This is a genomic window from Pseudovibrio denitrificans JCM 12308, from assembly GCF_001310815.1.
Classification (GTDB): Bacteria; Pseudomonadota; Alphaproteobacteria; order Rhizobiales; family Stappiaceae; genus Pseudovibrio; species Pseudovibrio denitrificans.
Map to the genome: position 1 here is coordinate 91,901 of NZ_BAZK01000001.1, position 20,914 is coordinate 112,814.

General features: G+C 53.7%; 15 protein-coding genes. 6 read left to right on the plus strand and 9 right to left on the minus strand.

Annotation, left to right across the window (positions count from 1 at the left end):
- Positions 1–26: 26 nt before the first annotated feature.
- The 7 genes from JCM12308_RS28610 to JCM12308_RS00380 all read right to left on the minus strand — a co-directional run bounded on the left by JCM12308_RS28610 (position 27) and on the right by JCM12308_RS00380 (position 14,466).
- On the minus strand, positions 27–1,073 hold the full coding sequence (locus tag JCM12308_RS28610) for a hypothetical protein (RefSeq protein WP_208978121.1): 1,047 nt from the start codon (positions 1,071–1,073) through the stop codon (positions 27–29).
- Entirely contained in the window at positions 1,010–3,760 is a 2,751-nt protein-coding gene (locus JCM12308_RS28615) for a hypothetical protein (protein ID WP_208978122.1), read from the minus strand. The genes JCM12308_RS28610 and JCM12308_RS28615 overlap by 64 nt, the downstream gene beginning before the upstream one ends.
- Entirely contained in the window at positions 3,703–7,791 is a 4,089-nt protein-coding gene (locus tag JCM12308_RS28620; RefSeq protein WP_208978123.1) for a hypothetical protein, read from the minus strand. Before JCM12308_RS28620 ends, JCM12308_RS28615 begins: the two co-directional genes overlap by 58 nt.
- 32 nt (positions 7,792–7,823) lie before the next feature.
- Entirely contained in the window at positions 7,824–8,513 is a 690-nt protein-coding gene (locus JCM12308_RS28625) for a hypothetical protein (protein ID WP_208978124.1), read from the minus strand.
- Positions 8,510–11,431 (minus strand): hypothetical protein, encoded by a 2,922-nt coding sequence (locus tag JCM12308_RS00370; protein ID WP_208978125.1) that lies wholly within the window; start codon positions 11,429–11,431, stop codon positions 8,510–8,512. The genes JCM12308_RS28625 and JCM12308_RS00370 overlap by 4 nt, the downstream gene beginning before the upstream one ends.
- 385 nt (positions 11,432–11,816) lie before the next feature.
- Positions 11,817–14,003: a xanthine dehydrogenase family protein molybdopterin-binding subunit gene (locus JCM12308_RS00375; protein WP_054782523.1), complete on the minus strand. Its 2,187-nt coding sequence runs from the start codon at positions 14,001–14,003 to the stop codon at positions 11,817–11,819.
- 1 nt (position 14,004) lies between these two features.
- Entirely contained in the window at positions 14,005–14,466 is a 462-nt protein-coding gene (locus JCM12308_RS00380; RefSeq protein WP_008546695.1) for a (2Fe-2S)-binding protein, read from the minus strand.
- 268 nt (positions 14,467–14,734) lie between these two features.
- Here JCM12308_RS00380 and JCM12308_RS00385 point away from each other — a divergent pair, with 268 nt between their 5' ends.
- Complete coding sequence (locus JCM12308_RS00385) at positions 14,735–15,760, plus strand: AraC family transcriptional regulator (protein ID WP_054782524.1); 1,026 nt, start codon at positions 14,735–14,737, stop codon at positions 15,758–15,760.
- A 63-nt stretch (positions 15,761–15,823) separates the two neighbouring features.
- Positions 15,824–16,264 (plus strand): P-loop nucleotide/nucleoside kinase family protein, encoded by a 441-nt coding sequence (locus tag JCM12308_RS00390; RefSeq protein ID WP_373282316.1) that lies wholly within the window; start codon positions 15,824–15,826, stop codon positions 16,262–16,264.
- A gap of 95 nt (positions 16,265–16,359) precedes the next feature.
- On the opposite strand, the gene JCM12308_RS00395 is transcribed toward JCM12308_RS00390, so the two are convergent.
- Both JCM12308_RS00395 and JCM12308_RS28630 read right to left on the minus strand, forming a co-directional pair.
- Positions 16,360–16,980, minus strand: a complete 621-nt coding sequence (locus JCM12308_RS00395; RefSeq protein WP_208978126.1) for a substrate binding domain-containing protein — start codon at positions 16,978–16,980, stop codon at positions 16,360–16,362.
- Positions 16,907–17,263, minus strand: coding sequence for a LysR family transcriptional regulator (locus tag JCM12308_RS28630; RefSeq protein WP_208978127.1), 357 nt, complete (start codon positions 17,261–17,263; stop codon positions 16,907–16,909). Before JCM12308_RS28630 ends, JCM12308_RS00395 begins: the two co-directional genes overlap by 74 nt.
- Before the next feature lie 102 nt (positions 17,264–17,365).
- Between JCM12308_RS28630 and JCM12308_RS00400 the strand changes: the two genes are divergently transcribed.
- From JCM12308_RS00400 to JCM12308_RS00415, 4 genes are all read left to right on the plus strand, one after another.
- A complete protein-coding gene (locus JCM12308_RS00400) occupies positions 17,366–17,725 on the plus strand; it encodes a VOC family protein (RefSeq protein ID WP_014285474.1) in 360 nt (119 codons plus the stop codon).
- Positions 17,722–18,597 (plus strand): SDR family oxidoreductase, encoded by an 876-nt coding sequence (locus tag JCM12308_RS00405; RefSeq protein WP_054782525.1) that lies wholly within the window; start codon positions 17,722–17,724, stop codon positions 18,595–18,597. The genes JCM12308_RS00400 and JCM12308_RS00405 overlap by 4 nt, the downstream gene beginning before the upstream one ends.
- 157 nt (positions 18,598–18,754) lie before the next feature.
- Positions 18,755–19,423 carry a response regulator transcription factor gene (locus tag JCM12308_RS00410; protein ID WP_054782526.1) on the plus strand — a complete coding sequence of 223 codons (669 nt, stop codon included), beginning with the start codon at positions 18,755–18,757 and terminating at the stop codon, positions 19,421–19,423.
- Positions 19,420–20,730 (plus strand): ATP-binding protein, encoded by a 1,311-nt coding sequence (locus JCM12308_RS00415; RefSeq protein WP_054782527.1) that lies wholly within the window; start codon positions 19,420–19,422, stop codon positions 20,728–20,730. The genes JCM12308_RS00410 and JCM12308_RS00415 overlap by 4 nt, the downstream gene beginning before the upstream one ends.
- Positions 20,731–20,914 lie beyond the last annotated feature (184 nt).

The window sequence follows — 20,914 nt, forward strand, 5'->3', positions numbered from 1 at the left end:
CACCAACTGCCCTTTGGCCGAAGCTGTCAGTGAGGCTCAGAACTTGCCAATGGCTGTGCTGTTGCAAGGCCGTTGATATAGGGATGCAGGTGTTGCTGGTCCTCGTGAATGATCACAAGCGTTAGTGTGGCCTCACCCTTTTCGTTGAAGATGCTTGACGGAAGGCCTGCCTTTCCATCATCAGCGGTGTAGTAGAGGTAGAACCCACCCGAGTTGGTGATACCTGCTTCCCACAGCAGTTTCACAAGGTTCATCGGCGTGTTGAGCAGCGTTGGGCCTGTGGTTTGCATGCTCTCTTGGAGGAAAAGCTCGCCGCCCGGGTTTGTGACGGTAGAAAGGTTCGTCTGCGAGATGCCGAAAGTGACGTTGCTGCCGCCCTCTCCAACAAAATGGGTTCCACTGCTTTGAGAGCCTGTGGTGCAGCCCAGGGTGATGGACGTAAAGCTGTGGTCATCAGGCAGCGATTGCAGCATACGCTCCAGCACTACAGTGCCGGATGAGCTGACACCGTTCAGTTCATAGGTTGTTTTCAGCGCATTGTCTGATGCCCCGTTAGCTTCATTGCCCGACTTCTTGTGCTGTTGAGGCAGTTTTTTGATGGAGAACTCGATGGTTGATGTCCAGCCGAAGTTCACCAGTGGTGTTTTGATTGTCTTACCAGTGGCCGCATCCTGAGCGGCCTGCTCGACGATCATGTGCGGTGGTAGCGCATCACCATCCTGCGCTCCCAGTGCTGTCAATGCTCCTGAGAGTGTCCAGAGGCGTAGGTACTGGGAGTTGGATTTCTGTGTGCTGGAGCTGGAAGGAACCGGGATTGGCTCTGCGCTCTGCCAATTGATGTAATGCGGGATTGGGAATGCGCTTGGCTGCTGATCAACGCTTGCAAGCAGTGAAAGTTGGCAAGGTCCAGCTGGCAGATACCCTTTTGCACCGCATTTGATGATCGCCTCAATGCGCTCGTAGTCTTTGCTGGGTTTCTCTTCATCCTTCGGCACTACCACCGGATACTTCAGCGGGTTTGTGTCGTTGCCGAGTGTGATCCAATCGGCATTCTCAGGCTTGCCGAGCAGCATGGAGAAAGAGGTGGTGAGCGGTGTTGGATGGGGATCTGCTGTCCTGAAAGCGCGAACAGGCCAGCTTCTGCAGGCAGTGTGAGTTTTCCGGCCTCATCTTTTTCAACCCACATGCCCTCTTTCAGCGGCGTGATGCCTTCTTTTAGCGATGCGATGTTTTTTGTGGGCAGACGCATGCCGTGGAAGTAATAGCGCGATGCCATCCCAGACAGATGGGTTATGCCGCCTGTACGCTGCACTTCTTTGATGAGTTCGCCTACACAGAACTGCGGCAGATGCGCAATGCTGAGGCTGCTTGTAGAGCCGCTGGTAGGCACGACGAACAGATCTGTGATGGTTCCATTTGCTGGCAGAGCGAGTGCTTCGGCTTTTGTCTCAAACTTCTGAGCGACTGAAGAGAGCGTATCGGTGTCGCCTGTCTTATGTGTGAACTCAGGCAGTTGCAATGTTGTGCCGGCAACCAGCAGTTTTGGTTGGCTGGGGATTGAGCTGTTGGTGCTCAGCTCGTCCAGTGAAACACCCAAAGCCTTGGCCACGGAACAGAAGGTTTCACTGCCTGAGGTGATGTGGGTAGTTTTGGTGCCATCAGATGCTGTGTAAGTGATCTTCGCACCATTGATCAGCAGACCTGCGACATCTTTGTTCTTGCAGATGAGATCAGCGACGTTGACCACTGCGTTGAGCTGGTTCTTTTCAGCAAGCTGCTTGAGGGTTTTGCCCGCAGGCACCACCAATGATGCGGTTGGGATTGTGAGCTCAACGTTGCTTGTCAGCGGGTGAGTTCCGTTGGTCTTGAAGAGATCCGCCAGCGTGTAACCGGTTCCCCCTTTGCCTTTCACCCAAGCCACGATGCCATCTGGCGTTTCGCCTGAAACAAGCAGATAGTTGAAGTCGCGCAAACCATCCAGAAGACTTTGCATCATCTGCTTCATGATCAGCATGAAGTAGTTCTGATAAATGTATGATGCAATTGATATTTGCGCGTTTTCTGGTGTAGTTTCAGATGGATCTTTCCCGCTTTCTTTTTCCACCTGAACCGCTAGCTGGTTAAAGTAATTTGTTAAGTCCTGCAGATAGTTGGAGCTGATTGTGTTGAACTCGGCAAAGCTATAGGAAAGTGTGGTTTTATCGCCTACTTTCAGCGCTAAGCTGAGGTCCGGTACCATTGGGAAGTAAGTGGCCTGTGCCTCTCCAGTCCTTGCTGGCACCGCAATATCCAGCTGGAACTGTTGCTGAAGGAACTTCGAGATATCGCTTTCGGTGAGCGCATCAGGTGAGGTTTCCAGAGTGCTCAGAGTGTCCAGGATGGAGTTGATCTCAACCGCGCTGGTGGGGTGACTATCGACTTCTTTCGCCGTCACCTCTTCATCACCCATCGTGGCTGCAATCAGCCAACGTGTGGTCATCTTTGCCAGAGCTTCAAAGGCAGTGTCCGGGTGCGTACCAGAGGCTTTCTCGAAGTGCTCGGTGTCCTGTGGTTTTGCTGGTGCTGGCGCTTCAATGAACAGATTGGCCACATAACACGGCAGTTGTGGTGGACGGCCCTGCGCTACTGGCGACCAGTTTTCATCTTTGGCCAGCGTCAAGCCGTAGCCCAGATGGATCTCCAAACGGTTCTTTGATGGATCTGAGGCCGCTCTCAGATTGGCCCAGTTGAACTCTATGGGCTCCGCTTCATAGCCAGCTGGTGACATTGGGAAACGACTGTAAAGAGCCAGACGCTCTGCCAGAGGTAACGCTAGCAGACCTTCGTGACTTGCTGGATGATCCAGCCACGGTGCATTTTTCGGGTTCTGGAGCGTGCCTAATGTGAAAGTGGTGTGCACATGGGCGGAGAAGCTGAAGCTTACTTTGATGGTGAACAGACCAAGATCGATGCTTGCAGAGGCGCTGACGTCCACTTTGGCCGCGATGGTGATCGGGATTGGTTCATAGGACGCAAGCTTAATCTGAGCGCTGACCTCGATCCTGATGTTCACAGAAGCTTTGATGATGGCGAAATCAATAGAGCCGTAGAGTTTGCCGATAATGCCAAAGGTACCGGTGAGCGAGAAGAAGTATTCCTCCTGCAAGGACAAGGCGTTGCTGCTGTCGGTGTGTTTGTCATGATACGCATTCCATTTGGCCAGAATGCCTTGCAGGATACCGAAAGCCGTGAGACTGAAACCTGCTTTCAAAATGCCCATTTCAAAGGACTTCCCGAGCCCCAGCTGTGCTCCGAAACCGAAAACCAGATTGGGATTAAAAAATCCATTTTTCGATACAGGTAGACCCTTCACTGAAGCAGCAGGTAACTTGCCGAAGTAGAACCCACCACCGCCCTTGACCGGGATGCCCGGAGGCACGATGGCCTCAACGGAAAAAGACTGCGAGAAATTGTTGTTCCATGGAAAGCCCACATCGATCTGGAAGTCTCCGTTGGTGTAGACCTCAATGCCAAACGTGGGCAGTGTGATGGTAACGGCCCCCACATCAATGCGGCGCATAATCTCCGGCAGTTGGATGGAGGCGGAGAACTTGCCGAGCCCTTCTGAGACTTTCTTGTAGATCACCTGAAAGTCGAGGCCGGAGAATACTTTGGCCGCTTTGCCGTTGCACGCGATGTGTAGAGCGTAGAGACTGGGGTCGGTCAGAACAACCTGCAGCGTGAACGCATACTGGCTCCACCCTTCTCCAACTCTCCCCAATGCTCCTGTCCAAGCTCTTTACTGGAGTCGATACGCAAAACACCAAAATCTGTGGCAAACAGCCAGTTGATGTTTCCATCGAAGCCAATACTCGGGATTTTGTCTGCGGATGGCTCATGAAGGCAGCCAAGAATATCAACGGCTTGCTGCACCGTATTGACTTGCTGCAGCCCTTTGACATTCACATGCTGACCACCTGCCAGGAGCCTCAGATCCAGATACTTGTTTCCTGCTCCACCGGGGCTTGGGGTTGTTGAGGGTTTATCGGCGCGCCACTTCGGTTTCGCACTTTTTTCCAAACTGTGAACCGGCCAAAGGAAATCACCATCCAACTCGACCCAGACACCAGAATTCCTATTATAACTCAGAGAGATACCTCTAACTGAGGCAAATACCAGATCGATAGGTCCAATATCAATCTTGAAGCACACTGTTTCGTTCTTGAGATCCCAGGTGAGTTCAAGGTCGGAGAGCTTCACGTCATTGAGCAGGTCGAAAGGTGCTGCAAGACCAAATCTGGCGCCTGTCATCCATTCGACAAAGGTTTCAACCATGCCCCCAAGAGTGGTTGCCTGCGTGAACTTTATCGTAGCTATCTGTTTCTCATCGACCTCAGCACTCAAAGCGCCCCATTGAATGCCAAAGGAGGACTTCTTTTTTCCATATTGGTAGAAGACTGTCAGATCGATTTTGTTCCAGACAATATCAGCGGTCAGCAAAGCATATTGGTTGTTGTTGGAAGCCTTCTCAAAGCGAGGAAGTGAATGAGCTGGTTCCAGAAAAACGATCTCATCCTGTTCGTTCAGCACGGGAATGCCGGCGTTATTGATGGGTAGCAGCAGTTCGTTGCCACCAGAGTTGCCGATCTTTGCGGTGAAGGTGACGTTTTCAGGCAGCCAGCTGACTTTTTTCTTGCCTTTATTTGAAAAGTTGACTGTGCCGCCAAACTCGTAGCTGGAAGCGGTTTTTCCGCTACCCGTTGAGAACGTAATATTCAGGCCTGTAACATCCAGATCGAACTTGTCGGTTGCCCAGCCACTGCCGAGATAGGCTGCAATGATCTGGCTGATCTTTATGGGCGTGTCGCCCTGCTCTCCTGTAAACGTCCAGAGATGGTTTTGTGTGTCGAAGGTTGCTGAGACATTCACAGGCACCGCCTTTACGCGCGGTAGCCCCTCAAACAGCATTGTGGAGGCTTTTATGGTGCCAGTGGTGTTGTTTCCGATGCCTTTGACATCGATGTAGATGTCCTTCAGCTCAAAGTTTGCCGGGGCCAGTGAGATCGTCCAACCTTCCAGATCCACCCCAGCCTGTACCGAGTATGTGCTGTTGTTTTTGCTCTGTCCTGGGGTGTACTCCAGAGACAGGTTCGCGATATCAGCGTCCACATTGAGGTGATAGCCTTTTGGCAACAGCGCATCGACAAGGTCTTCGACCGGTAAGCTTGGTCCTTCCGGGTTCAGCGTTGCGGTGACTGTGGTTTGCGGATAGGTGGCGGAAACATCAAGCGTTGGTGGGTTATCACTCGTGCCGATCACGGCTTGTGTCGAGGCGACCCAACTGACCTTGCGACTTCCTGTCGGCTGCTGTGCGGTTACATCAAAGCTCAGATCCTTGATGCTTAGTCCTCCAAACAGGTCCCATTCCTTGTTATCTTTCAGAGAGATCTGGAAACTCTCGATGGTCTTCTTGGTTGAATCGTAGTTGAAGCGCAGTCCGTCGATGTTTAGCTGGTTCAGATCAGCGAGTTCTGACGGGATTGAGTTGGCGAAATTCATTCCACCTATGAGACTGAACACCGCATTCAGCGATGGCGTGGCTTCGTTGGCGAACGCCCCCTGCACCACCATTTTGTTGCTGGCAGAGCTTGGGAAGTTCATCTGGAACGGAACCAGCGTTTCACCAAGTTCTACCGAGGTTTGCACGCCACCAGTCAGTCTTGCGCCATTGCTGGAGAACTCTGCAAACAGGCCGGTGTTCTCAAGTACAAACCATTCCACACCGGGCAGCGAAAGCTTTTGCAGGTCAACTTCCAAGCGGACCTTGTAGTTTTGGCCAGCCTTCTTCGTGGCACGGCCTACGCTGGAGACGGTGAGCGTGACCGTGAGTTCAGTGCCTAGAAAATCGGAGGTTTTGCCCCTAACGATGATCTGGCTGAGCTTCTTTGCCTGATAGACAGACTTGATGGAGACCGGATCCTTTGCCGAGCCTATATTGAGAGCGCCGCCCCCTAAGATGCTCGTGAGGAACTGATGAAACGGGCCATCTTTCACAATATTCGGGATCAATGATAGCTTGCCGTCCTTCGTAGCCTCCTGAAGCGTTTTCTGCAGTTTGCTCAAATCGGAGAAGATGCTGCCTGCCATTTTGACAAGGGTAAATCTGGCGGCAAGAAAGCCGAGTGTTTGTAGGAGTTTATCGTTTTGCGGGGCGGTGTAGTACTGTTTGAGGCCGTCAAAGTACTCGAAGTACTCGCTTTTTCCGGATCTGAACTGTGTGGTGATCTCAGCAATCGATTGGGCGAGCTCGTTTGGCGGCATGGAGGCTTTGAAGCCCTCCTGAAACGCTGAAAGTCCCAAAGCAATCTGGTTCTTGGAAAGATCGAGCAGCGCTGCGGTTGTTGGTGATGTGCTGCTGGCTGCCTTTCCGCTGCCATTTCCAAATGTGCTGGGATACGGGTTTACTGTGAAATCAGTCAGCTTGAAGAATGACTTGCCCAGATTTACCGCCAGGTTGGAGGCCTTGGTGCCTTGCAGAACGCCGGGCAATGTGGCTACGGCATACAGATGGTTGATCGCTTCCGGCGGCAAGCCTTGCAGTGTGGTGACGACAGTTGAGCCGGGCTTCAGTTTGCTCAGGAACGCTTTACCAGCCACGCCAGATAGATCCTTGTTCAAGTAGATCCCAGTGTCTGAGCCTGAGGTGTTTCGGAAGAGTTGCTGCGCTTTGCAGTAGGCATTCACATTCTTTGTCAGCTCATCTAGATAGTTGGCAGTGCTCTGATTAGACGCGGGTTTTTCCGGGAAATAGTGCCCCAGTGTTTCCCATGTGGAGTCGGAGAGATCGTCCAGAATAGCGATGACAACTGTCTTTTTTGAGAAGGCCTTTTGCTTTTGCAGCAACGTGGCAGCAGCGATCAGCTCAAAGGCGATCCCTTCTGCACTGCCTACCAGAGAGGTTTTGTCTCTTGAGGAGCTGGGCAAGCTGGCAACGGGAAAAAACTCAATGTCGTTTTGCGCTGACTTTCCAATGGCATTTGTGATGTTTTGAGCAGCACTTAGCGCCTTTTTATTGACCTTCGGGATTTTCTGAAGCGCTGTCCAGTTGGGTTTGGCGGACAGATCCTGTTTGAAGCTGCGATAGGCGAACTGATTGCCTTGCAGGACGAGCTGGTCATCCAGGTTTATGGAGCGTTTCAGGCCTGGAAGGATGATTTTTGAGTTGCTTGTGCTGTTTTCGGCTGTCCAGAGATAGGGTTGCAGCAGGACGAAGTAATCGCACTTTACGGCTATTGCGATGCTTGTGTTGTCGATGTTGGGAATGTCACCACCGCCGCACAGGCAGAGAGGCATTTTGCCGGTCAGGCCGCGCACCTGGCGATGGGTGATCTCGCCAACGGTTGTTTCCTCATAAGCGAAGAACGTTATTGTGATGCCGTTTAATGTGTATGGGGCGCGGGTTGCCGGGTCAAAACCGGGGAGCAGTTCGGCAAGTTTTTGCAGCAGTGTTTTCTGGGCGCTGTTGTAGATCAGCTCGACATCTATCTGAAATCCAAGGGAAATCATTGAGCGGAGTATGTTGATTGTGTTTGCGACACTGCCGGACCGCTCATCTTGCCAAGCAAAATATCGCAGCTTCTTGCCCTTCAGAACTCTTGTGAGTTTAGCGATGATACTGCTGGAGAGTGAGGTGTTCAGGTCATCGGCAGCTGACATAAACTGCTGGATCAGGCTGGTGAGATCGGACGACAGGGCTTCGTCCTGCGGCAGGACGGCGGGCTCGAAGGGTTCGATTGGGCTGTGCTCGTTCATCTTCCTGCACCACTGATGGTTGACGTTTCAGGCTATTTCTTTGCGGGTGTTTTGCAGTTTTCGGGCGGCTCGTTGTTGTAGACCGCGTACCAGGCCAGACCTGTGGTCTCATCAGAGCTTTTGCTGTTCTCATCAGGCTCAGAGAACAGGTAGAAGGACGTGGCACCGCTTGGTGGGATCTTGGCGAGGCCGAGGAACTTCAGGGCGATCTCGTTGAGAACAAACATATATTGCTTCTTCGGATCGCTCTCATGATTGTTGGGGTTTTCCGTATAGAGCAGCTGGATTGGGCCGTAGGACATGGACAGAACGTTCTGCAGGCTGATGAGAGATGCACTATTGGAAGAGCCCGGCATATGGATGGCGCTCTGGGATTTGTAGGTGTCGCCAGTGGAGTCTGGTGACCAAGCGAGCAGGAAATCTGCGGAAAGGCCCAGTTTGCCTGCAAGGTCGCCTGCGGTACCTAGGCTGACTTCGAACTGCAAAGCGTTCCAGTCTTTTGAGAGGCCTTGCTGGTTTGCGTTGGTGATCACGTCCAGATAGCCAAGAGAGGCGGGCGTTTTGTCTGAACTGGTTGAGCTGACAAAACCTTTCAACTGCAAAGGCATAGTATCGACCAAGCTGCTGCTGCGCGGAGTGCTGTTCTTGGTATCGAAGGTCAGCTGATCACTGACCCAGATGATCTTTTGGCTTTCATAGGGATTGGTTTGAGAGAAGCTCATTTGAAGGGATAGATTGCCAAAGCCAAGGCCTGTCTGGTTGATATCTGCTCCTTCTCGGCTCCATAGGAGAACAGATCAACCTGCTGCTTTTTATCGGCTTTCAGGATTGCAAAGTCTAGAAAGCCAGTAAATACGAAGCGGATAAGTGGTTCGGTTTGGGCTTTCTGTTCCTTGTCGTGACCAGAAATGGTGTTCATTCTGGCGGAGGTAAACTCGGTTTGCTGGAGGATGTTGTTGTTGACTTTAAAGCGGTAGGGCTGCGGGGCGGCCATGGTGTAGGATGGGTGGCCGTTGTTGTCCTGATAGCTGGCTTTCATGATCAGGGATTTGTACTGGCTGCCCTTGGGCTTTGCTTTGCCTGCGGGGATAACCGGCTGCGAGCTGATGACTTCACTGCCGAAGACCTTGTTTAGGGAGAGCTGAGCGAAGGAGGAGAACTTCTTGATGGCAGAGTTTTCAAAAAGCACCTTCAGCGAGAGCAGGATGAAATCGTAGGTGCGGTTTGATGAGGGAACAACTGGCTCCGGGCTTGCCGCCCCCTTTGGCACCAAGAGGTCGGGGTCCTCGTAGTAAATCAAGCCAAACACTGAGCTTTGCTTCTTTATTGCAATCTTCTCACCATCTGTCCCAGTCTTGATCTGGTTGATGCGGATGGCGAGGTGGTGGGCATAAAATTTTGCCGGATCACGCACGCCAGCGACGATACCAGCGAGTTGCTCAGGTGGTGATTTGATACGCGCGCGTAGCATAAGCACGCCGGTCCAGTTGGGATCGGCGGCCAGTTGATTGAAGTCTTCGAAGTACTCTGTCGCGGGATTATCTTGTGCGGCCTTGAAGTAGTCCTGCAACCAGGAGGAGACGTTGACCAGCTGGGCCGGATTTGGTGTGGCGTCTCGGTTTGTTGTTGGAGCGGCGAAGGTTTCCTTTTGGGTCCATTTTTGTGGGTTGGAGATCAGGTTGTCTTTGGGATCACCCTTTGGATCGTAGAGTGGACCTCGAATACCTTTAATGATCAATATGTTGGCGTAGTCGCCGAAGTCAGGAGAGTTGCCGACATCGGCTTCGATCAGCCAATCTTCGATATTGAGAGTATTGAGGAATGTTGTCCCCGCCTCTCCCAGCTCTGACGGATTTGCCGCAACCAGAAAAAGCTGATTGGTTTGAAAGGCTTCTATCAGCTTTGGGCTGAGTTCCTTGAATGCGAACTCAGAACTTGTCGGCGTTTTGATCTGCGCAAGTTTGACTTCTTTCCAGTGGTTTGCGTCTGTTGGTGATTGCAGCGTTGCTATGACGCCGAGCGGGGTCGTTAAGGTGGCTTCAGCTTCTGTGTCTTGCACCTCAGATATGTTGGTGTTGGATTGACCGCTGGTAAGTGCTGCGATCACCTTTCGCCGTGTCGGGGCAATGATGCTCTTTTCGAAGAGCGCCACATCGCATTGGGAGTACGTGGGATCGCCCTCATCCGTACCGCTATACGGGAACATGGGGAACGCTAGCGTATCATCCGGAGGCAAGGTGTAGGCAGGGCTAACAGTGCCCAGCAAGCTTTTGTTTTCCTGCCAGATTTCATCATCGTACCCATGCAGGGCACTGCCGTGGGGCTGGGCGACATATGTGATTGGATCCCCTATACTCTCCACAGCAGACCCGGCTGGAAAGACCTCCACATAGGATGTCTTGTAGCTTCCTTTCAGAGGTGCCCCTTTGGGGGCTGGGCGGCCAGTTGGGGAGGATTTAGGCAAGGGGAAGACGGGGGCATAAGCGGGCTGGTTTGGGATGAAACGCAGGCGTGCGCCAGATGCGAGATCTTCATCATTCCCCGGCACCTCCAGAAACTCGGTTCCGCCGAGGCCGCACATGATGCGGGCCTTGGTTGTTCCCTGTCCGGCTGGGGCGCAGACGAGGAAATCTCCCTGCGGACTGGCGATAAAGCTATGAAGTGTCGAGGGTTCTTCATAGCTGGGTGTGAGGATTAGGCCTGCCGGATTGCCTGTGCTTTCAAAGCTATCCCCGGTGATGGCTGTCAGGGCAACAGTGGCGCCATAGGTGGTTCGGTAGAAGCTGTTGAGGGTTGGGCCTTGACCCGTTTCAGCCTCCGGGCGGAAGTAGAAAGCGCAGCGGTTGGGATCGCTGCGGTTATGGGTGGGATAGTTGTTCAACGCATCGGTGACGTCCACCACCAGCCGCATAGGGAGCGGTTCGCGCTCGCCGTTGTCGCCAGTTCCCAAGGCAAAGCGCTGGCCATTGAGGCCGGTTTTGGTGTTGGGATCGCTTGCAACCCATTGAAAACCCAAATTCCATTGATCGTGCAGCGCGTCCCGCTCAAAATCAGCATCAAAGACGATGGCCCCGCGATCTGGGCCAGAACAGCGGATGTCGGCCTTGCTTACGGACCCTGTGTCGGGGCTCAGATATCCCCCCAGTTGAATGGCGGCTTCTGAGAGCTGCAAATTCTCTTCATCCTCGGAGACCTTGATATAGGCGGCGGAGTAGAACTCGATGGTGAGGTTTGGGGCGAGCGGGTAAGACAGGCTGCTTGTTGTCTCGGTACCAGCGGTGTTGATGGAGAAAAACGCTGGGCGTTGGTGCTGGTAGCCTTCGGGAATGGGAAGCGGTGTAGAGGCTCTGGGTAGCCACATGAAACCGCGTGGGATGCGCATAGCTTCAAGGTATTCATGCAAACCGGAAACCAATGTTTGCTGCTGATCTTTTTTATGATCGCAGTCCAATGGATCCGGGCAGTAGATGAATGAACCTGAATAAGCTTTGTTGGTGAGTGCGTCTTTTAGCGAGATGCGTTTGGGAAGTTTTACTTTGCGCAAAGCTATCTTACTGACGACAAAAGCGAAACCACCTGCATTATCGCCCGTATTTGGCGCCAGATAGAGGCCTTTGCAGGCCTGTTGTTCAAAGTCCATTGCGCAACTCCCAAAAGCCTTGTCCATTACGGTGTTAAGGACAGAAATCGGGAGCATTGCCCCACGCGTTTAAGGGGAACATGGAGCGCGGTCAGCTTTCAAACTGTGACAATTGACGGTTCACAGTGTGAGCTGAAGAGGTTTCATGAGTTGGGCAAAATCATTTCTCACAAAATGAATGGGCGCTGATTTATTTGAAGAAACGGGATCAACAGATGCGCAGCTCACATTTTGTGTTTTGTGAGGTGAAGAATGATCAGGCTGGCGTTTGCGTTGCTATGTGCGCAACTTGCGTTGATCTGCGTTTTTTACGTTTTTTCTGCGCTGAAATGCAAAAGGCGGATCCAGATCACTCCGGGCCCGCCTTTCCTGATTGTTTTGGCTATTAAGCGAAGGTGACGCCAGCCTTGTTCATTGGTAACTCGGTCACACGTGGGCCCTTTGCGGCGATGGCGTTTGCCAGTGCCGGAGCGGATGGTGGTGTGCCCGGTTCACCGACACCGGTTGGTGCTTCGGTGGAGAGAACAATGTGGGTTTCGATCTCACCGATATCCCCGATGCGGAGTGGCTCGTAGTCCGGGAAGTTTTGTTGGATAACTTCTCCGTCCTCCAGCGTGATCTCATCGCGCATGGCGTGGCCGAGGCCGTAGCCGATGCCACCTTCCATCTGTGCCTTGATCACGTCCGGGTTAACCGGGATGCCGCAATCGACAGCGCAGGTGACTTTTTCGATCTTCACGCCGTTTTCAGTATCGCCGGAAATCTCGACCACTTCGGCTACATAGCTACCAAAGGATTTGTGTACCGCGACACCCTGGGCGCGACCGTTTTCAGCATTGCCCCAGCCCGCTTTTTCAGCGGCTAGTTTCAGAACGCCGGTCAGGCGTTTTTGATCTGCCGTGTCGCCAGCCAGATGCGCGAGGCGGAACTCGACCGGATCACGGCCAGCGGCAACGGCTGCAGCGTCCATCATGCTTTCCATCACATAAGCGGTGTGGGTGTGGCCCACGGAGCGCCACCAGAGCACGGTTGTTGCTGGTTTGATGTCTGTCAGACCGGCGAACATGCCTGGGATGGAGTACGGCGTTGGTGTGACACCCTCTACGGAGAGGTGATCGACACCATCATGAACGGAGAACGCCTCAAACGGTGTGCCCTTAGAGATGGACTGGCCTGCGACGCGGTGATCCCAGCCGACGATGTTGCCATCAGCATCCAGACCCACACGGACTTTGTGTGCGAAGGCCGGACGGTAGTAGCCGCCGGTGATGTCATCTTCGCGGGACCAGACCAGTTTCACCGGACGGGTGCGATCGGTCATGACGAAGGCCAGTGCGGCTTCCACCTGATAATCAACCGTTGGTGTTGCGCGGCGACCGAAAGAGCCACCTGCGAACATGGTTTTGATCTGCACTTTTTCCATTGGCAGCTGGAAGATCTGAGCCAGAGCTGCGTGCGGTGATGTTGGCATTTGGGCACCATCATGCAGGATCACGCCGCCATCTTCCGTCGCTTCAATGGTGCAGGTCAGCGGTTCCATTGGCGCATGAGCCAGCAGAGGGAAGTAGAAGGTCTCTTCCACCACCTTGTCGGCTTTGTCGATGGCACCGGCAATTTCAGCCTGATCGTTTTTGGTCAGGTTGTATTCCGGCGCCGTGTTTACTGCGGCCATCAGCTCTTTATAGACATCTTCAGAACTGCGGCGTTCAGCGGCGGTATTGTCGAAGGTGACGTCCAGCGCTTCGCGGGCCTGCAGAGCTGCCCATGTGTTTTCGGCATAAACCGCAACACCTGCCTTGTTTGGCAGAGTGGCTGCACGGATGAAGCCTTTGACGTCCTTGGCTGTGCTGTCATCAAAGGAAGCGACCGTACCACCGCGGCGGGTTGGGCGCTTGATGACCACGACCATCTGATTGTCGAGCTGCATGTCCATGGCGTACATGGCCGTGCCGTTGATCTTTGGTGGCGTGTCCTTACGGCGGACATTGGCGTTGCCGATCAGCTTGAACTCGGATGGATCTTTCAGGCGTGGTTCTTCAGGCGCTGTCAGCGTGCTTGCGGCAGCAACGAACTCACCAATCGGCGCTTTGTTGCCTGCTCCAGAGATCACACCATCTTCCAGCGTGAGCTGTGCGACCGGCACATCCCATGCATGAGAGGCAGCCTGAAGCAGAACTTCACGGGCTGCGGCGCCTGCTTTGCGGTACTGCTGGAAGCTGTTGAACATGGCGGTAGAGCCGCCGGTGCCCTGAATAGGACCAAACGCGGTGTTGTTGTAAAGCTTCGGGTTGGACGGTGCGAACTCATACTCAATCGCATCCATGCTGACGCCCAGCTCTTCGGCAATCAGGGTGGTGAGGCCGGTTGCCGGTCCCTGCCCTTTTTCGAAGTGCTTGACGATGGCGGTGACGGTGCCATCAGCTGCAATCTTCACAAACGGGTTGAGCATGGTGGTCTCAGCTGCACTGCCAGCGGCCATGGCGCCGGATGGAGCAACACCGATAACGAGAACGGCTGCGGTAGATGCTGCTGCGCCTTTGAGGAAGCCACGACGAGAGGTCAAAACGCTCATATCAAGCCTCCATGATTTCTGATGCACGAACGATGGCAGCGCGGATGCGCTGGTAGGTGGCGCAGCGGCAGGCGTTGCCATCCATGTAATCGTCAATTTCTTCCAGTGTTGGCTTGGCGTTTTCGCTGAGAAGACCAACGGCGGACATGATCTGGCCGGATTGGCAGTAACCGCACTGAACCACATCAAGTTCTGTCCAGGCCTGCTGAACAGCCTGGGCCGGGGTGGACTTCAGGCCTTCGATTGTGGTGATCTCTGCGTCTTCAACATCTTCAATAAAGGTTTGGCAGGAGCGAACCGGTTCGCCATCCATGTGAACGGTGCACGCCCCGCAAGAGGCAACACCACACCCGAATTTTGTGCCGGTGAGCTTGAGTTCGTCGCGGATCACCCAAAGAAGCGGGGTGCCCGGTTCGGCTTCAACACTATGAGTCTGGCCATTGAGTTTTAAAGAAATTGCCATCAAAAAATTTCCTTTTTTGATCCGTAGCGGTTGGCTGGGTTCAGCAATAATCTCAGGCACTTTTGAATGGGGCAGTGTTATGTGCGCGTGCGCTTTTTCTGCTTTTTACGCCTGAAACGAATGATCGGTATTAATCCCTAGCATCGGCTCTGTTGGCTTTCATTAGCGGATCACGCCAAAATAGTGCCAAATCACGCCAAAGTACTGCCATTTCGCGCCACTATTGAATTTAGCACTGGCCTAGCTGGCAAAATTTCGAGATGAAAGAGTGGCAACAATCAATAAGACCGAGCCGGACATGACGAAACACGCACACCTTTACCCTGGCGCTGCCATGATGGCGCAAGTGATCCAATATCTTGATCTGCCTGTGGACCGGGTGATGCGTCGTGCCGGCGTTTCCATTGAGCAGCTTGGTCCTACGGCCAAGGGCATCACCCAGGCGCAGTATTTCGCACTTTGGGAGGCTCTTTATCAGGAATATGGCGGCAATGATCTTGCAGTAAAGCTGGGCAGCACGGTCAAGCAAGGCTCGTTTGTGCCGCACCTGTTTGCGTTTTCCTGCAGCCCTAACATTGAGGAAGGCGTGAAGCGTCTGGCGCTGTTCAAGCCGCTGATTGCGCCTATCCGATTGGAGGTGGAGCGGACGGACAGTACGGTCTCCATCCTGTTCACCTCCAGTGATCCGAGCGAGCCGTTTCCTGAAATTCTGGCGCAGTTTGAGATTATCTATTTCACCAATTGCAGCCGCACCTTTACTGGCGAGCCGATTGTGCCGCTGAGTGTGGGTGGTCCGGTGGGTAAGCTGGACTGGTCTGCGGTTGAGGCTGAGTGCGGCGTGAAAGCCACCCCTGCTCCCGTTGCCCACATCACCCTTTCACTGGAGGACGCGACCCGCCCGCTGATCACGCAGATGGAGGGCATGTGGGATACATTTGAGGATGGTTTGCGCCAGAAGCTGAAAAGCTCTGGTTCGTCTGACGAAATGTCCCGCCGTGTGAAGAACGCGCTGCTGGAAAGTCTGCCTGCGGGGCAAAACACGATTGAAGTCATCAGCCAGCGCCTGAATGCCAGCAAGCGGACGTTGCAGCGCAAGCTGAAGGAAGAAGGCAAGAGCTTTCAGGATATCCTGAGCGAGACCCGCTCTGAGCTCTCCCAGCACTATCTGGTGCGCAGTGATCTGAGTATTCCAGAGATTTCCTATCTGCTGGGCTACAAAGATACGGGTTCGTTTTTCCGGGCGTTTCAGAGCTGGACAGGCAAGACGCCGATGGAAGTGCGCGGGATCGCCTGAGGCCAATCCGCACAGGGGTTGTAAGGAAAGCCTCGTGAAACCTTAGGCTGTTAAGAGCCTGCCATGGCTATCTTATTCGTATTTTCAGGGCTGCCGGGCGTTGGAAAGACAACACTGGCAAAGGCTCTGGCACCCCGCCTTCAGGCTGTTCATCTTCGTATCGATTCCATCGAGGCTGCGCTCAAGACCTCGGTTCTCGCCATTTCACCTGCGGAAGACGCCGGGTATGTGGTGGCAGCAGCCATTGCCAAAGATAATCTACTCCTTGGCAACAACGTGATTGCAGACGCGGTGAACCCGATTGAGATCACCCGCAACATCTGGATGGAAGCCGCGCTGGGCGCCAAAGTGAAAGCCATGAATATTGAGGTGATCTGCTCAGATGAGGCGGAGCACAAGACACGCGTTGAGAACCGGCCCAACGACATTTCTGCGATGACCTTGCCCACCTGGGATGCGGTGAAGCGGCGGCGTTATGAGCCTGGAAGAAGCACCGGCTTGTGATTGATACCTTTGAAAAACCGGTCGACGACAGTGTTGACGAGATTGTAGAAGCCTTCAGCCAACTGGTGCGCTACGGCTCTTACTAGGAGCTGTTCCTAAGAAAACTGCCGGAGTTGGGGCCGGATCCTACTGATGCAGGCTTCCAGAAACAGGCGTGCGATGCGGGACTGGTTTTCTTTACCGGTGTGCATGGCGTGCAGGTCGATTTCCGGGAATGTCCAGTCCGACAGAACTTCCACTAAAGCACGTTTTGCCAAGGCGTCCTGACAGAGGATGGATGGCAGCTCCCCTATCCCCAAACCTGCCTTGATGGCAGATTGCATGGCTGCGTAATCGTTGATGCCGATTTCCGGGGTGAACCTGATCACCCGTTCCTCATTTTTGCGGCTCAGACTCCAGGACACTTCAGGCTTTTGCCAGAAGCCAAACCCGATCAGCGCGTGTTCCGGCAGCTTATCGGGATGATCCGGCACACCATGCTCGGCAATGTAGGTGGGCGATGCCACCAGCACATGGCGGTAGGTGGCCAGTTTGGTGAGGGTCAGGCCAGAATCTGGTTTGGGACCGACACGGAACGACAGATCCACATCATCCTCGATAAAATCAAGATTGCGCTCTGAAACAATCATCTGCACGCGGACTTCAGGGTATTGCAGGCGGAACTGGCCGATGACGGGGATGAAGAGCGCTTCGGCCAGATTGGGCGGGATCGTCACTTTCAAATCGCCCGACAAAGCGACTGGCGTTGCTCGACCACTCTATCAGCGGCTCTGAAAGCTCCAGACCCGGCAGGCAGGTTTTGTAGAACTGCTCACCAATCTCGGTCAGACGCATGCGACGCGTGGTGCGTTCCAGCAGTTTGGTGCCAAGCTGCGCTTCCAGCTCCGAGACTTTGCGACTTACCGTAGAAAGAGGCACCCGCAAGTTCTTTGCAGCGGCAGAAAAGCTGCCTGCTTTGGCGACTTCTGCAAAGATGGCGATGGCATTCAGATCCTGCATTATATTCCTGTATTTGAAAATATGCTTTCCAATTGAGGTGATACTACCAAATAGACAAGAATAGTAAAATAGTTCCACTCACAGAATGAAAGGACTTATGAGATGGAACATCAGGATAAATCCATCAATTACATTGAGTTTCCTCTGCTCAAGACTGAGGAGACCAAGAGCTTTTACGGCTCCGTGTTTGGCTGGCTCTTTGAGGATTGGGGGCCGAACTACATCAGCTTTTCAGGTGCCGGTGTTGAAGGCGGGTTTAACGGCGAAAGCGGCACTCCGGTTCAGGCACCCGGCGTGCTGGTGGTGCTTTATGCAAAGGATCTTGCTGGCACTTTGGCAACAGTGCGCGAGGCTGGCGGGAAGATCCTTCAGGAGATCTATTCCTTCCCCGGTGGGCAGCGGTTTCACTTTGCTGATCCCAATGGCAATGAACTGGCCGTTTGGACGGAGGCATCGTCATGAGCAACAGCGTTTTAGTTACCGGCGCCAATGGCACCATTGGCTCACATCTGCTCAGAGTGTTGCGGTCCACCCCGTGGGACGTGCGGGCACTCATTCGCAGTGCTGAGAATGAACGGTTGGTCACCTCGCTGGGCGCGCAGGCTTATTACGGTGACTTTATGGATCAGGCTTCGCTTGGTGAGGCGATGACCGGCGTGGACACGCTGGTGCTGATTACCTCGGCCAATCCTGATGCAGCGGTACAGGCATCCAATGCTTTGCGAGCGGTCAAAGACTGCGGCGTGCGCAAGGTGGTGCGCATTTCAGCAATCAAAGCGGCTCCCGATGGGCCGACGGCCAACACGGTGCTTCACGGGGAAACTGAACAGGAGATCATCAGGTCTGGTCTGGACTATGTGATCCTGCGGCCTAACCTTTTCATGCAGAACATGTTTCTGGCCGCTCAAACCATATCTGAGCAAGACAGTTTCTTCTTTGGAACGGGAGACGCTCAGATGGGGATGGTTGATACGCGTGATGTGGCTGAATGCGCGGCGCAGTGTGTGCTTAGCAATCAGTTCGATGGAAACATTTATGAAGTGACGGGACCTCAAAGCCTCTCATACTTTGATGTGGCGCAGGCGTTAAGTGCGGAGCTGAACCGCGCCATTTCTTATGTTCCAGTTTCACCGCAGGATGTTTACGAGGGTATCGTTGGTGCCGGGTGGGATGAATGGATCGCCGGGATCTCGCGGGATTATGCGCAGGCCTATCGCAGTGGCTGGGGCGATTTTACCACGGATACGGTAGAGCAGATGTGCGGGCACCCGCCGCGGGGCATAGACCGGTTCATCCGGGAAGTGTTGTGCGCACAGTCGGCTTTGAGTGTTTAGCGTCTGACACAAGCCAGCTCGCCAGCACTTCTCCATTTACCTTGGCATTGTAACAGCCTATGCGGTTTCTTCAGGCACAATTCAGTTTCATGTTTTTTGTAGATGTGAAAGAGTTGAGGCAATTACAGGGTGCACATTACCGTGCTGGAAGGAACACATGCGCGTATTGCTGGTTGAGGACGAGCGGCTGATCGCCGACGCAATCAAAGCGTTTCTGGAACGTCATGAATTTATAGTGGACTGGGTCGATGATGGTCTTTTGGCAGAAGACGCTCTGAGAACCGGAGAGTTCGACCTGGTTATTCTGGATCTGGGGTTGCCCGGTCAGGATGGTCTGGAGTTTTTGCGCGCTGTGCGCGATGACAAGGCGGACGTGCCGATTTTGATCCTGTCCGCGCGGGAGACCACCAAGAACCGTATTGATGGCCTCAATCTGGGCGCCGATGATTATCTGACCAAGCCTTTTGACATGGAAGAGCTGCTGGCCCGCTGCCGTGCGCTGGTGCGCCGTTCTGTGGGGCGCACGCGCATGTTGTTGCAGCATGGTGCGTTGACGCTGGATCTGGACCAGAAGAAAGCCTGTTACAACGGGGCGGAGGTGGTGCTGCAGCCCCTTGCCTTCCGCCTGCTGACCATCCTTTTGGAGCGGCGAGGCCGTGTGGTTTCCAAGTCTGATCTCATGGAAAAGCTTTATGGCTGGGAAGAGAATGCGGAGAGCAATGTGCTTGAGGTTTATGTCTCGCAGATCCGCCGTAAAACCACGTCCAAGCTGATCCGGACCATCCGCGGTGTGGGCTATATCGTTGATGAGGACATACCGGCATGAAACTTTCCTCCATCCGCAGTCGCATCCTCGTCTTTCTGATCCCGCTTTTGTTTGTGGTCTGGGGCGTCTTTTCTGCCATTGTCTATAATTTGACAGAGGAAGAGCTTTACGAGACCCATGATGCGCAGGCCTTTCAGCTTGTCAGCGCGATTGCGCAGCTGGAGGGGGACGCCATTTCTCCTAATCTTCTGGATGATCATCATGAACTGAATGATTACTTCGTGATCATCCGCGATGGAGACGGCAACGACATTTACAGATCATCCGACAAAGTAGAGTTGCCCAAATACCTGAGGCCCGGTGGGCAGGAAATCGAGTACGATGGTGACAGCTGGGTGGTCTGGAGTTTTCCGGGACTAAAGACCGACAAGCAGTACATTATCGGCGTCGTGTTTGATGAGGCCCTTGAGCTTGCAGACCAGACGGTCGCCACGGTTTCCATTCCGCTGGCACTGGTGCTGGTTTTTTCCATTATTGCGACGGTGTTTATCGTCAAACGGGGTCTACGCCCCCTCACCGCGCTTTCTGAAACTCTGGCAGAACGAGAGCCGGAGAACCTTGGCAAAATCACCGCTGAGAAGCAGGCGGATGAGCTTGTGCCGATTGTGGACTCGCTGAATATGCTGTTTGACCGGATTGAAGAGTATCTGGCCCGGGAACAACGGTTCATTGATGATGCGGCCCATGAGATCCGAACACCGCTGACGGTGGTGAAAGCGCAGTGTCAGGTGATTGAGCGGGACAAGCTGGATGAACCGACCAAGCTGCGGTTTGACAACATCATTGAGGGTGTTGACCGTGCCACCCATCTGGCGGCCAAGCTGCTGGAACACGCGCGGGCGGGTCAGGATGCGAAAGAACTGAAAAAACAGGATCTGCTGCCGGTGCTTCAGGAAAGCCTTGCCCAGCAAGCTCATGCTGCCCATGACAAGAACGTGGAGCTTCAGCTGCTTCAGTCCGAACACGTGGAAGCTGTTGTTGACCCTGAGGATCTGGCGGCTGTGCTGAACAACCTGATCGGCAACGCCATCCGCCATACACCAAATGACGGGCAAGTGATTGTGGTGCTGGACCGCACTGAAGACCATATTCAGCTGAGTGTGGAAGACAGTGGACCGGGCGTTCCAGAAGACTACCGTGAGAAGGTGTTTGAGCGGTTCTTCCGCATGCCGGGGCAGTCCAGCTCCGGGGCCGGTCTTGGCCTTTCCATTACGCAAACTCTGTGTCGCCGCAATGGGATCGAGATCTCCCTTGGCAAGAGTGAACGCCTTGGCGGGGCACGTTTTGTGCTCAAGCTGAAAAAGTAGTGTCGCAAACTTCAGGTAGGTTTCAGCTTCCTAGTGATTTTAGGGGGTGCACTCAGAAAGAAACCTACTCCGAGGCTGCGTTTACAAACAACGGCGGAGTTTTTGGGCTATGAAAGGTGCGTGATGTCCCCCAACGATATCAGTCATCTTTCATAGTTCGTTTCTTCTGAGTGCGCATCGTCAA